Origin of the sequence: Campylobacter sp. CNRCH_2013_0855 (assembly GCF_025773025.1) — a bacterium.
Taxonomy (GTDB): Bacteria; Campylobacterota; Campylobacteria; order Campylobacterales; family Campylobacteraceae; genus Campylobacter_D; species Campylobacter_D jejuni_C.
This window is the reverse complement of record NZ_JAKMTE010000003.1, coordinates 1-12,425: the sequence shown is the minus strand read 5'-3', so window position 1 is coordinate 12,425 and position 12,425 is coordinate 1. Positions and strand designations below refer to the sequence as shown.

14 protein-coding genes and 1 pseudogene are annotated in these 12,425 nt (G+C 29.5%); 12 read left to right on the top strand and 3 right to left on the bottom strand.

What is annotated here, in order from left to right:
* Window positions 1–22: 22 nt before the first annotated feature.
* Window positions 23–850 (top strand): peptidylprolyl isomerase, encoded by an 828-nt coding sequence (locus tag L8X40_RS02405; protein ID WP_214135934.1) that lies wholly within the window; start codon window positions 23–25, stop codon window positions 848–850.
* Window positions 851–867: 17 nt separating this feature from the next.
* Here L8X40_RS02405 and L8X40_RS02400 read toward each other — a convergent pair whose 3' ends face one another.
* Together L8X40_RS02400 and accB are read right to left on the bottom strand one after the other, a co-directional pair.
* Window positions 868–2,199: an acetyl-CoA carboxylase biotin carboxylase subunit gene (locus tag L8X40_RS02400; protein WP_039619123.1), complete on the bottom strand. Its 1,332-nt coding sequence runs from the start codon at window positions 2,197–2,199 to the stop codon at window positions 868–870.
* 1 nt (window position 2,200) lies between these two features.
* Window positions 2,201–2,650, bottom strand: a complete 450-nt coding sequence (gene accB / locus L8X40_RS02395; RefSeq protein ID WP_214100210.1) for an acetyl-CoA carboxylase biotin carboxyl carrier protein — start codon at window positions 2,648–2,650, stop codon at window positions 2,201–2,203.
* Between the two features lie 131 nt (window positions 2,651–2,781).
* Here accB and dcd point away from each other — a divergent pair, with 131 nt between their 5' ends.
* The 11 genes and pseudogenes from dcd to L8X40_RS02340 all read left to right on the top strand — a co-directional run bounded on the left by dcd (window position 2,782) and on the right by L8X40_RS02340 (window position 11,909).
* The gene (gene dcd / locus L8X40_RS02390) at window positions 2,782–3,342 is read left to right on the top strand and encodes a dCTP deaminase (protein ID WP_214135933.1); all 561 of its coding nucleotides are present in this window, start codon (window positions 2,782–2,784) and stop codon (window positions 3,340–3,342) included.
* Between the two features lie 50 nt (window positions 3,343–3,392).
* Window positions 3,393–4,400: a UDP-N-acetylglucosamine 4,6-dehydratase (inverting) gene (pseB, locus tag L8X40_RS02385; RefSeq protein WP_214100211.1), complete on the top strand. Its 1,008-nt coding sequence runs from the start codon at window positions 3,393–3,395 to the stop codon at window positions 4,398–4,400.
* Complete coding sequence (pseC, locus tag L8X40_RS02380; RefSeq protein WP_214135932.1) at window positions 4,397–5,527, top strand: UDP-4-amino-4,6-dideoxy-N-acetyl-beta-L-altrosamine transaminase; 1,131 nt, start codon at window positions 4,397–4,399, stop codon at window positions 5,525–5,527. Before pseB ends, pseC begins: the two co-directional genes overlap by 4 nt.
* Window positions 5,524–6,822, top strand: a complete 1,299-nt coding sequence (locus L8X40_RS02375) for a DUF4910 domain-containing protein (protein ID WP_263667206.1) — start codon at window positions 5,524–5,526, stop codon at window positions 6,820–6,822. Before pseC ends, L8X40_RS02375 begins: the two co-directional genes overlap by 4 nt.
* Window positions 6,819–7,603: pseudogene (locus L8X40_RS02370) on the top strand (AAC(3) family N-acetyltransferase). Before L8X40_RS02375 ends, L8X40_RS02370 begins: the two are co-directional and overlap by 4 nt.
* Window positions 7,604–7,606: 3 nt before the next feature.
* Window positions 7,607–7,843, top strand: a complete 237-nt coding sequence (locus tag L8X40_RS02365; protein WP_214100214.1) for an acyl carrier protein — start codon at window positions 7,607–7,609, stop codon at window positions 7,841–7,843.
* On the top strand, window positions 7,830–8,720 hold the full coding sequence (locus L8X40_RS02360) for a class I SAM-dependent methyltransferase (protein ID WP_214100215.1): 891 nt from the start codon (window positions 7,830–7,832) through the stop codon (window positions 8,718–8,720). Before L8X40_RS02365 ends, L8X40_RS02360 begins: the two co-directional genes overlap by 14 nt.
* Window positions 8,717–9,121, top strand: coding sequence for a VOC family protein (locus tag L8X40_RS02355; protein WP_214135929.1), 405 nt, complete (start codon window positions 8,717–8,719; stop codon window positions 9,119–9,121). The genes L8X40_RS02360 and L8X40_RS02355 overlap by 4 nt, the downstream gene beginning before the upstream one ends.
* On the top strand, window positions 9,118–10,641 hold the full coding sequence (locus tag L8X40_RS02350) for an HAD-IIIC family phosphatase (protein ID WP_214135928.1): 1,524 nt from the start codon (window positions 9,118–9,120) through the stop codon (window positions 10,639–10,641). Before L8X40_RS02355 ends, L8X40_RS02350 begins: the two co-directional genes overlap by 4 nt.
* A complete protein-coding gene (locus tag L8X40_RS02345) occupies window positions 10,631–11,698 on the top strand; it encodes a beta-ketoacyl-ACP synthase III (protein ID WP_214135927.1) in 1,068 nt (355 codons plus the stop codon). The genes L8X40_RS02350 and L8X40_RS02345 overlap by 11 nt, the downstream gene beginning before the upstream one ends.
* Window positions 11,691–11,909 (top strand): acyl carrier protein, encoded by a 219-nt coding sequence (locus tag L8X40_RS02340; protein ID WP_214100219.1) that lies wholly within the window; start codon window positions 11,691–11,693, stop codon window positions 11,907–11,909. The genes L8X40_RS02345 and L8X40_RS02340 overlap by 8 nt, the downstream gene beginning before the upstream one ends.
* Before the next feature lie 11 nt (window positions 11,910–11,920).
* Here the strand turns inward: L8X40_RS02340 and L8X40_RS02335 are convergent.
* On the bottom strand, window positions 11,921–12,425 hold a 505-nt coding region (locus tag L8X40_RS02335), incomplete at its 5' end, for a DUF2920 family protein (RefSeq protein ID WP_263667205.1).

The following is a 12,425-nucleotide window of genomic DNA, read 5'->3' as shown; positions in this document are numbered from 1 at the left end:
TACACTTAAATAAAGGTTTCATATGAGAAAATTTTTAATATCTTGTTGTTTTGCTGCAAATATTTTATATGCTCAAACCATTGGCGGTGTGGCAATGGTAGTAGAAAATCAACCTATTACTCTTTATGATATAGAACAAACCATGAAAGAATTAAAAACCAATGATAAGCAAAAGGCTATAGCATTTTTAGTAGATGATAAAGTTCAACAAAGTGAAGCTAAAAAGCTAGGAATTTATGTAAGCACTTTTGAACTTAATGAAAAATTAGCCCAAATAGCAAAAGGCAATAAAACTGACATCAATGGTTTGCAAGCAAAGATAGAAAAAGATGGTTTAAGTTTTGAAGTTTTTAAAAACAAAGTTAGAAAAGATCTTGAAAGAGAAAAACTTTATAGAAGCATAATGCAAAATGCAAAAATCAATATTGACGATGAAACACTAAAACATTTTTATGAAAGCAATCTTGATAAATTTAGCACTTTTTCAAACATAGACTTAGTTGTTTACAATTCTACCAATCCTGAACTTTTACAACAGCTTGCACAAAACCCTATGTATAAAAATTCTCAGATTAAATCAAAGGCCATTAGTTTAAATGCGGCTAGTTTAGATCCAAGATTACTTGCTTTGTTAAATAATACAAAAATAGGAGAATTTACTCCAGTATTAAATGGTGAAAATGCTTATATAGTGTATTTTGTAAAAGAAAAATATGGCAAAAACCCTATCGAATTTGATTTAATCAAAGACCAAGTTAGTAATGTTTACACTCTAACCCAAAGAGAACAAGCCTTAAAAAATCATCTTGATAAAATAAGAGCAAACGCTCATATAGAGGAATTAAGATAGGTTAAACCTATCTTAAATTAATGTCTTGAAAGATAATTTGTATCATAATTATTATTGATAAAATCTGCATTATCCATCATCGCTAAATGAAAATCTTTGGTTGTTTTTATTCCACCTACAATAAGCTCTTGCAAGGCTATTTTCATTTTAGCTATAGCTGTGTTTCTATCTTCTCCCCAAACAACTAATTTTCCAATCATAGAATCATAATAAGGAGGCACACTATAATCTTGATAACAATGGCTTTCCATTCTAACATTACGTCCTGCTGGAGCTACGTATTTTGTGATTTTACCTGGGCAAGGTAAGAAAGTTTTAGAATCTTCTGCAGTAATTCTACATTCTATAGAATGACCCTTAAGTTTAATTTCTTCTTGTTTTGGTAAAGGATACCCTTCTGCTACTTTAATCATAAGCTCGATAATATCTACCCCACTTACCATTTCACTCACACAATGCTCAACCTGCAAACGCGTATTCATTTCAATAAAATAAAAATCTAAATTTTTATCTACTAAAAACTCAAAAGTTCCCGCACCTTCATAATCAATAGCTTTCGCAGCTTTAACTGCTGTTTCATGAAGTCTTGCTCTTGTTTTTTCATCTAGTAAAATTGCAGGAGATTCTTCTATAAGCTTTTGATGGCGTCTTTGCATAGAGCAATCTCTCTCACCCAAATGTATCACATTACCAAAGCTATCTCCTATGATTTGCACTTCTATATGACGTGGGTTTTGGATATATTTTTCCATATACATAGTGCCATCGCCAAAAGCACTCATAGCTTCACTTTCTGCCGACCAATAGGCTTTTTCTAAATCTTTTTCATCTTCAACTACACGCATACCACGGCCACCACCACCTGCTGCTGCTTTTAAAATCACAGGATAACCTATTTCTTTAGCAAGCTTTTTAGCCGCCTCAACCCCACCTAAAGCTCCATCACTTCCTGGGATTACAGGCACGCCGGCTCTTTGCATTACTTGTTTTGCTTTACTTTTATCACTCATTAGCGCCATAGCAGCTACTGAAGGACCTATAAATTTGATATTATGTTTTGCACAAATTTCAACAAAATTTTGATTTTCACTTAAAAATCCATATCCTGGAAAAATCGCATCAGCTTCGCTAATTTCAGCCGCACTAATAATAGCTGGGATATTTAAATAACTTTCTGAACTTCTAGCATTTCCTATGCAAATACTCGCATCAGCATATTTTAAATACAAAGCGTCTTTATCTGCGGTAGAATACACACAAATTGCTTTTTTTCCCATTTCTTTTACAGTTCTTAAAGCTCTTAATGCAATTTCTCCACGATTTGCTATTAAAACTTTTTTAATTTCCATTTTATAATTTCTCCACCACAAATAAAGGCATACCAAATTCTACAGGCTGACCATCTGCAACTAATACTTCTACTATCCTACAATCATATTCAGCTTCGATTTCATTCATGATTTTCATCGCTTCAATAATTGCTATAGTGCTTCCTTTTTTAATAGTTTGTCCTGCTTTAGCAAAAGGCGCTGCACCTGGGCTTGGAGCTTGATAAAAAGTACCTACCATAGGGCTGTTGATAGTTGGCTTATTAGAAGAGTTTGAGCTTGCTTTGGTTTCATTAACTACATTTACATTAATTGGCTGTGGGGCTGGAGTAACAGGAGCTGGAGCTGGCAATTCACAACACATATCTCTTTCAAGTTCTATTTCAAATCCATCTTGTTCTTTTATTTTAATCTTGCTTATATTTGCTTCTGCAAAAAGTTGCATTAGTTCTTTGATTTCTTCTTTTGTCATATATTCTCCTTAATTTATAAGACTTAATTTATAATTATATATAAAAATACTAAAAATAACTTCAATTATTTATTTTTTACTTTTATTTTAAGATATAATTTAAAAATTCACTTTAATTATAAAGGACAAAAATGGGCTTAAAAGCAGATAATTGGATCAAAAAAATGGCATTAAAACACAATATGATAGAGCCATTTTGCGAAGCAAATATAGGTAAAGGTATAGTTAGTTATGGGCTTTCAAGCTATGGATATGATATAAGAGTTGGAAGAGAATTTAAGATTTTTACTAATGTAAATTCCACTGTTGTAGATCCTAAAAATTTTGTAGAGGAAAATGTAGTAGATTTTGTAGGCGATGTATGTATAGTACCTGCAAATTCTTTCGCACTTGCAAGAACGGTTGAGTATTTTAAAATGCCAAATGATGTTTTGGCTATTTGTCTTGGCAAAAGCACTTATGCAAGATGTGGTATTATAGTAAATGTAACCCCTTTTGAGCCAGGTTTTGAAGGACATATCACTATAGAAATTTCAAACACAACCCCACTACCTGCTAAAATTTATGCTAATGAGGGTATAGCTCAAGTTTTATTTTTACAAGGAGATGAGCCTTGTGATGTAACATATGCTGATAAAAAAGGCAAATACCAAGCCCAAACAGGCATAACTTTACCAAGAATTTTAAAATAATTTTATTTTCAGCCGATATAAAAACTTAGTCAAGTAATAGGAAAATAAATATGTTTAATGGAAAAAGTATTTTAATCACTGGTGGTACAGGAAGTTTTGGAAAAACTTATACTAAAACTTTACTTCAAAAATACAAACCCAAAAAAATCATCATTTATTCAAGAGATGAACTCAAACAATTTGAAATGGCGAGAGAATTTAATGATACTTGCATGCGTTATTTCATAGGTGATGTAAGAGATAAAGAAAGATTAAATATAGCAATGAAAGATGTTGACTTTGTTATCCATGCAGCTGCTATGAAACATGTACCAATTGCAGAATATAATCCAATGGAATGCATAAAAACTAATATCCATGGAGCACAAAATGTAATCGATGCGTGTTTGGAAAATAATGTAGAAAAATGTATCGCTCTTTCAACCGATAAAGCATGCAATCCTATTAATTTATACGGAGCTACAAAGCTTGCAAGCGATAAGCTTTTTGTAGCAGCAAATAACATCGCAGGAAATTCTCATACTAAATTTAGCGTTACAAGATATGGCAATGTAGTAGGCTCAAGAGGATCTGTCATACCATTTTTTAAAAAACTAATCAATGAAGGCGCTAAAGAGCTTCCTATCACAGATGAGAGAATGACAAGATTTTGGATATCCTTAGAAGATGGGGTTAATTTCGTGCTGAATAATTTTGCATATATGCATGGAGGGGAAATTTTCGTGCCAAAAATTCCTTCTATGAAAATCGTTGATTTGGCTAAAACTATGGCTCCTAATTTAGCCCATAAAATCATAGGTATAAGAGCAGGTGAAAAACTACATGAAATTATGATTTCAAGTGATGATAGTCATTTAACTTATGAATTTGAAAATTATTATGCCATCAGCCCAAGTATCCAATTTAATAATATTAATGTTGATTTTAGTATAAATGCAAAAGGACAAAAAGGTAAAAAAGTTTCTAATGGCTTTTCTTATAGCTCAGATAATAACAAAGAATGGATTAGCCAAGAAGAGCTTTTAAATATAATAAATCATACAGAGCTTGAAAAATGATAACTTATTCTCATCAAAATATTGACGAACAAGACATACAAGTAGTTTGTGAGGCTTTAAAAGATGATTTTTTAACCGGCGGAAAAAAGGTTGAAGAATTTGAACAAGCCCTTTGTGAATATGTGGGTGTAAAATATGCTTGCGTGCTAAATTCAGCTACTTCTGCTTTACACCTTGCGTATTTGTCTTTAAATGTAAAAGATAAAATTGTCTTAACAACCCCTATTACCTTTGCTGCAACTGCAAATGCTGCTTTAATGGCAGGTGCTAGGGTTGAGTTTATAGATGTAAAAAGTGATGGAAATATTGATGAGAAAAAACTTGCTTTAAGACTAAGCCAAGATAGCTCTAATATAGGGGCAATTTGTGTGGTTGATTTTGCTGGAAATAGTGTAGAAATGGATGAAATTTTAGCCTTAGCCAAACGACACAACATCCCACTAATTGATGATGCAAGTCATGCTCTAGGTGCTATTTATAAAAATCAAAAAGTAGGTTCTATGGGGGATTTGAGTATATTTTCTTTTCATCCGGTTAAACCTATCACAACCTTTGAGGGTGGTGCGGTTGTTAGCAATGATGAGGAATTAATCTCAAAAATCAAGCTTTTAAGAAGTCATGGCATAGTCAAAAAAAGACTTTGGGATAGCGATATGATTGAACTAGGCTATAATTATCGTTTAAGTGATGTGGCTTGCGCTTTAGGTATAAATCAACTTAAAAAACTTGATAATATGCTAGAAAAAAGAGAAATCATCACAAGTTTTTACGATAAAGAATTTGAAAAAAATCCTTATTTTAGCACTATAAAAATCAAAGATTATAAAAAAAGCTCAAGACATTTATATCCTATTTTGCTTTTCCCTGAGTTTTATTGCCAAAAAGAGATTATTTTTGAAAAATTATTAAATTTAGGCATAGGTGTACAAGTGCATTATAAGCCTACTTATGAGTTTAGTTATTATAAAAACTTATATGGAAATTTATTTTTAGAAAATGCGGATAATTTTTATAAAGCTGAACTTAGCATACCTGCTCATCAAGAAATGAGCTTAAAAGAAGCGCGATTTGTTAAAGATAGTTTATTTAAAATTTTAGAAGAAATCAAGAAAGGTTGTTCAACATGAATGAATCAATCATACAGAGCGGGGGGGGGATGTATGCTTTAGCTAAAAAACTTTTCCCTATATGTAGAAGTATTACAGGGGCTGGCTTTAGACAAAGCTTAAAAATACTTGATGAAGCTATGGGGGGGGGTATATTAAAAATTCACTCTATAGCAAGTGGAAGTAAAGTATTTGACTGGGAAGTACCTGCTGAATGGGAGATAAACGATGCTTATATCATCACTCCAGATGGAGAAAAAATTTGTGATTTTAAGCAAAATAATCTTCATGTGTTAAACTATAGCACAGGCATAGACACAGAGCTTGATCTAGCAAGCCTACAAGAGCATCTTTACTCTATAGAAGAAATACCTGATGCCATACCTTATGTGACAAGCTATTATAAAAGACGTTGGGGTTTTTGTATAAAACACGAAGATAGAGTTAAACTAAAAGAAGGAAAATATAAAGTTTTCATCGATGCAAAACACCATGAAAATGGGGTTTTAAACTATGCTGATTTACTCATACCTAGCACACAAGAAACAAAAGATGAAATTTTAATTTCCACTTACCTTTGTCATCCATCTATGGCAAATAATGAGTTAAGTGGTCCTGTGGTAGCTGCGTTTTTAGCTAAATGGCTTTTAAAACTAAAAGAGAGAAAATATAATTATCGTTTTGTTTTTGCCCCTGAAACTATAGGAAGTATAGTTTATCTTAGTAAACATTTAAAGCATTTACAAAAATACACCAAAGCAGGTTTTGCACTCTCTTGCATAGGCGATGATAATGCTTACTCACTCATTCACACTCCAAGTGAAAATACTCTAGCAGATAAAGTAGCCTTGCATACTTTAAAAGAAAAAAATAATTTTAAAGAATTTAGCTTTTTAAATAGAGGTGGCAACGAAAGACAATTTTGTGCACCCTTAGTAAATTTACCTATTGTAGGGGTCTGTAGGACTAGATTTGGTGATTATAAAGAATACCATACTAGCAAAGATGATTTAAATTTCATTAGCGAAGAAGGATTACAAGGTAGCTTAAAAACTATGCAAGAAATTATCATGAATTTAGAAGTGAATGAAATTTATCAAAATACTGTATTTTGCGAACCCAATTTAGGTAAAAGAGACTTATACCATACTATCAATACTTCTTCAACTAATAGTTGCATTCCAATATCATGTAATTTTTTAGCCTATTGTGATGGTAAAAACGATGTTTTAGATATAGCTTCAAAACTAAACATACAAGCTTATGAATTAAAAGATCTAGTAGAAAAATTAAAATTTCATGGACTAATAAAATGAAATATTTCTTAGAATACAATGATAAAAAATACTCTAATGTTGACTTGATAGAAGCTTTTAAGAAACTTGGCATTGCAAAAGGCGATATTTTATGTGTGCATAGTGAACTTTTTAATTTTGGCACACCCTTGCTTCCTAGAAATGAATTTTTACAAACTATATTAGATTGTTTTTTTGAAGTTATAGGCAAAGAAGGTACTTTAATCATGCCTACATTTACTTATAGTTTTTGCAAAAATGAAGTTTATGATAAATTAAATTCTCCTACAAAAATGGGTGCTTTAAATGAATATTTTCGCAGATGTGGGGGGGGGTAAAACGCACCAATGATCCTATATTTTCATTTGCCGTTAAAGGAGCCAAAGAAGAATTGTTTTTAAAAGATACTACAAGTTGTTTTGGAGAAAATTGTGTGTATGATGTTTTAATAAAAGAAAATGGGAAATTTCTTACTTTTGGTGGCATTGGACACACCATAACCCACCATATTGAGGAAAAATATCAAGTAGATTACAGATATTTTAAAAAATTTCAGGGTTTTATTCTTGATGAAAATGGAGAAAAAACAAAAAAAGAAATCTTATATTTTGTTAGAGATTTAAACAAGCACTCTCTTCCTAATATTAAAAATATTATTAAAATAGCTTTATCATCTTTTAAAAGCGATATGATAAAATTTGCCAATGATAACATAAGTATTTTTATTGCTCAAGAATATGAAAATGCCATAATAAGAGCCTTAAACATGAATAAAAATACACTTATTCTAAAGGATAGTTAAAAAATGGAAAATAAATTTTATGAAATTTTAGAAAATATACTAGAAGTAAAAGTTGATGAAAATTCAAATTTAAGCATGCAAAATTGCAAAAATTGGACTTCTTTAAATCATATTGATATAATCATGAGCTTAGAAGAAGAATTTGAAATCAAATTTAACAAAGATGAATTAAGTCAGCTAAAATCACAAAATGAACTTTTGCAAGCTATCAAATCAAAGGTAAAAAATGAAAAATATTAAAAACTTATTTGAGTTAATAGCTATAAAAAATCCAATTCACGCAAAATATTTAAATAAAATCAGTCTAACAAATGAAGATGAAATAGAATTTGAAAATCTCATTTCATATTATCTTCAAAACAATATTTCTTTACAAGAGCAGTGCGAATGCTATTTAACTATACTTAATGACACTTTAGAAGAAACAAAATATTTCATAGAAAATAACTCATATAGATATAAAAGTTTTGAAGAAGTAAAAGATAAAGTCTATTTTAATGAAACTTATATGAAAAAATACATGATAGGGCTTGCGCTTTCATCTTATATTTGGATTGCTCATATAAAAGTTAGAAAGTATTTTGAAAATTATCTTCAATCAAAAAGCAAACATGATAATTATTTTGAAATAGGCCCAGGACATGGAGAATTTTTTACTAAAGCTGTTAAAAGTTTGAAATTTGATTATTATTTAGGTTTAGATTTATCCCCTACTAGTTGCGAATTGACAAAAAATATGGTGGAAAATCAAGTTAAAAATTTAATTAATAATTGTGAATTTTTATGTAAAGATTTTTTTCAATTTCAATTTCACAAAAAAGCTGATTTAATAGTAATTGGAGAAGTTTTAGAACATGTTGAACAGCCTTTAGAATTTTTAAAAAGAGCAAAAGACTTATTAAGCAATGAAGGTGAAATTTTCGCAACCATACCTATCAACGCACCTGCGATTGATCATATATACTTATTTACACATCCAAATGAAATTTTTGAAATGGCAAAAAAAGCAGATTTAAAAATAAAACAATATGAATGTTTTATGGCAAATGACTATTCTTTAGAAAAAGCTTTGAAATTTAAAAATGCTATAACTATGGCTGTGGTATTTGAAAAATGAATTTAAATTTACCGGTCCACCATATAGGTGTAGCATGTAAATCTTTAGAAAAAGAAAGAAAAATATTTGAAAAGCTAGGTTTTGTTAAAGAAGCTGAATTTATAGACGAACAACAAGGGGTAAAAGGAGAATTTATCATTCCAAAAAATAACTTATTCCCCCAATATCGCTTTGAACTTTTGTCAAATTTAAATGAAAAAGGCGTTTTAGATAGCTATTTGAAAAATAAAACTAAAATGTATCATATAGCTTATGAAAGCAAAAATATAGAGCAAGATTTATCTTTGCTTTTAAATGATGGTTTGTTAGTCGTTGACATAATGAAAGCAAGTTATTTTGCAAAACTTTGCTTTGTGATGATGAGTAATAATTTATTAATAGAATTAGTAGAGCTAAAATGAATCTTTTTTCACCAAATTTAAAAAGAAATGATCTTATAAAACTTAGCAAGGAAAATCATTATAAAAAAATTACTATTAATGTTTTTAGAAATCACTCTTTTGAAGTGATTTCAAGCATACTAAATGCATTTTTAGCCTTTAGTAAATTAAAGGCTGAATTTAACATAAGCTCTTATGATGATAGTTTAAGTTATGATAATTTTCAAAAAGCAGATTTAAACATCATATTTATAGATTTAAACAATTATAAAAAAAATGTAGATGATTTTATCAAAGAAAAAATACAAGAGCTATCAAGCATTAGCAACGCTCCTATCATCACACTTTTACTTGGTAATACAAGCTTAAAAGAATATAGTATTTGCAAAATACTAAAGCCCTTTTTAGATGAAAATCTCATCATAGATGATAGTAATTTTGAAATAAATGCAAGCAGACTTAGTAATAAAGCTTGTGTAAAATTAGCCCAATTTCTAGGACTAAAAATCCTACCTAGCTTCTTGCAACCAACTTTAAAAGCAATCATCATAGATCTTGATAATACCTTATACCAAGGAATTTTAGGCGAAGATGGCATTGAAAATCTTACTTTATCTAGCAATCATAAAGCCTTACAAAGTGAGCTTTTAAATTTAAAAAATCAAGGTTTTTTACTCGCCATCGCTTCAAAAAATGAAGAAGAAGATGTAAAAAAACTTTTTTCACAAAGAAAAGACTTTTTATTACAACTTGATGATTTTAGTATGATCAGGGCTAATTGGAAAAGTAAAGACGAAAATATTAAAGAAATTGTAAATTTTTTTAATATAGCTTTTGATAGTGTGCTATTTATTGATGATAATATAGCCGAAATTGAAAATGTATCACACCTTCATATTAATACCTTGCTAGCTGATGAAAATAGTGCTTATAGTTTAAAGCTCTATCCTAGACTTTTAAAAACAAGCTTTAGCAAAGAAGATGAGTTAAGAAGTGCTGATATTAAAGCAAATTTACAAAGACAAGAACTTAGCAAGCTTAGCCCTAAAGAGTATTTTGAAAAATTACAGATTTGTTTGAAATTTCATATCAACCACGCAGATGAACTTGAAAGAATTTCACAACTACTTAATAAAACTAATCAATTTATATCAAATTACTCAAGATTAAGCTTAAAAGAGTGTGAAGAATTTATGCAAAAACATGCTATTTTGACTATAAGCATGAATGATAAATTAAGCGATAGTGGTATTATAGCAATTTTTTTAGCTTATAAAGATGAAACAAATTTAATCATAAAAGATCTTTGCATAAGTTGTAGAGCCTTAGGAAGAAAGCTTGAAAAAATTATGCTATATAAGGCTATAGAGTTATTACACGTGCATTTTAATACAAAAGAATGTATTTTATACTTTCAAAAGGGCGAAAGAAATATGCCATTTTTAGAATTTTTATATAGTTTAAATGCAAATATAAAAGAAAATTTTGCTCTAATCCAAAAAGAAATGATAAATTACGAAGGACTTATAATTGAAAGCTAGTTTTAATAAAGCCAAAATAGCAGGCATAAGCGTTTGTGTGCCTAATAAATGCATAAATATAGATGATTGCTTAGAAGATGTTTTTCAAAATGATACCAAAATGCTAAAAAGAATGAAAAAAATTTCAGGCATACAAAAAAGATTTATCACTGATGAAAATATTAGCACAACAGATTTAGCCTATGAAGCAAGTATAAATTTATTTAAAATGCTTGATTTTGATAAAAATGAACTTGATATGGTGATTTTTGTTACTCAAACACCTGATTTTTTTATGCCATCATGTGCAAACTATCTTCACAAACGATTAAATTTAAAGCCTCAAACCATAGCTTTTGATATAAATCAAGCGTGTTCGGGGTATTTATATGGCTTATTTATAGCTTTTTCTTTTTTAGAAAATCAAAATGCAAAAAATATTTTATTAATTTGTGGTGATACTTTAAGCAAAACCATAAACCCTTTAAATGCAAATTTAGCTCCAATCTTTGGCGATGGAGTAAGTGCAACAATCATAAGCAGTGCAAATGAAAAATCGTTTTTTAAGCTTTATTCTAATGGAGAAGGTTTTGACAAACTCATCATACCCAATAGAGCTTTTGCTAAACTTGATGAGAGTAAAAGCTCCAATAAAGAAATATTTCAAACCAATAAGCATAGGAGCTTAGATAATCTTTACATGGATGGGGCTGAAATTTTTAACCAAGCACTTAATCTTGAGAGCCAAAGCATAAAAGAAATGCTTGATTTTTGTGAAAAAAGTAAAGATGAGGTAGATTATTTTTTATTGCATCAATCCAATCAATTTTTAGTTGATTCTATTATAAATGATTTGGGTATTGATAGCTCTAAAGCACCAAATTTTTTGATGTCAAAATATGCTAATTTGAGTGCTTGCTCTTTACCTGCTTTACTTTGTGAAATACAAAAAAATGATTTTAGTGCCATTTTAAGTGCTTTTGGTGCTGGATATGCTTGGGGGAGTGCTTATATAAATTTTGATAAAAACTTTAAAACTGATACAATTTCAATTTACAAAGGAGAAAAAAATGACTAAAGAAGAATTATTAGAAGCTATTAGCGAAGCTATGCATATGGATGAAACACTAAAAGAAGATATGATTTTAGATGATATTGATGAATGGGATAGCTTAGCTTTTGTATCTATCATGGTATTATTTAAAAACTCACTTGGCAAGCAAATTAGCGGTGATGATCTTAAAAAATGTGAAAAAGTAAGCGATCTTTTAGCTTTAGCTGGTGTTTAAGGTAAAAAACCTTAAACAATCTCTAAAACAAATTTATCATTTTTATCTTTAAAGGTAAAAACTTTATTTTTACAAGGATAAGATATACTATCTTCTTTTATACTAAATGTTTTATCTTTTAATTTTTCAAGCATAATAGGTAATTCTTTATTAAATAAAGTCTTATCAGGAATTCCACACCCATGAGTTAAATCTTTAATAAATTTACCATCTATATCTTTTTCATCTATTAGATGAAAATCTACTTCATAATTTAAGGCTTTTAAAATTTCTATCATAGAAATTTTATATTCAGCTGAGGTTAAATCATCTTTAGCACTATGATAACTTATATAAATGATATTTTTATTCTTTTGACTTTGAAGTGTTAAATGCGAAGGATTAGCTAAAGTTCTTATTAAATAATTTTCATCAGCAAAATAATAAGGTGAGTTTGGATCTTTGCGCGTCCAATAGGTTTTTACAAAAGGAGAGTTTAAAATATTATTATCTTCAAAAATAAATTCACTTTGCCCC

What these genes read in the sequence shown, in the direction of transcription:
- accB (WP_214100210.1), bottom strand. Translation starts at nt 2,650, where the DNA reads ATGACAAAAGAAGAAATCAAAGAACTAATGCAACTTTTTGCAGAAGCA.
- L8X40_RS02360 (WP_214100215.1), top strand. Translation starts at nt 7,830, where the DNA reads ATGAAAAATATTAAAAACTTATTTGAGTTAATAGCTATAAAAAATCCA.
- dcd (WP_214135933.1), top strand. Translation starts at nt 2,782, where the DNA reads ATGGGCTTAAAAGCAGATAATTGGATCAAAAAAATGGCATTAAAACAC.
- L8X40_RS02400 (WP_039619123.1), bottom strand. Translation starts at nt 2,199, where the DNA reads ATGGAAATTAAAAAAGTTTTAATAGCAAATCGTGGAGAAATTGCATTA.
- L8X40_RS02375 (WP_263667206.1), top strand. Translation starts at nt 5,524, where the DNA reads ATGAATGAATCAATCATACAGAGCGGGGGGGGGATGTATGCTTTAGCT.
- L8X40_RS02350 (WP_214135928.1), top strand. Translation starts at nt 9,118, where the DNA reads ATGAATCTTTTTTCACCAAATTTAAAAAGAAATGATCTTATAAAACTT.
- L8X40_RS02405 (WP_214135934.1), top strand. Translation starts at nt 23, where the DNA reads ATGAGAAAATTTTTAATATCTTGTTGTTTTGCTGCAAATATTTTATAT.
- pseC (WP_214135932.1), top strand. Translation starts at nt 4,397, where the DNA reads ATGATAACTTATTCTCATCAAAATATTGACGAACAAGACATACAAGTA.
- L8X40_RS02355 (WP_214135929.1), top strand. Translation starts at nt 8,717, where the DNA reads ATGAATTTAAATTTACCGGTCCACCATATAGGTGTAGCATGTAAATCT.
- L8X40_RS02340 (WP_214100219.1), top strand. Translation starts at nt 11,691, where the DNA reads ATGACTAAAGAAGAATTATTAGAAGCTATTAGCGAAGCTATGCATATG.
- pseB (WP_214100211.1), top strand. Translation starts at nt 3,393, where the DNA reads ATGTTTAATGGAAAAAGTATTTTAATCACTGGTGGTACAGGAAGTTTT.
- L8X40_RS02365 (WP_214100214.1), top strand. Translation starts at nt 7,607, where the DNA reads ATGGAAAATAAATTTTATGAAATTTTAGAAAATATACTAGAAGTAAAA.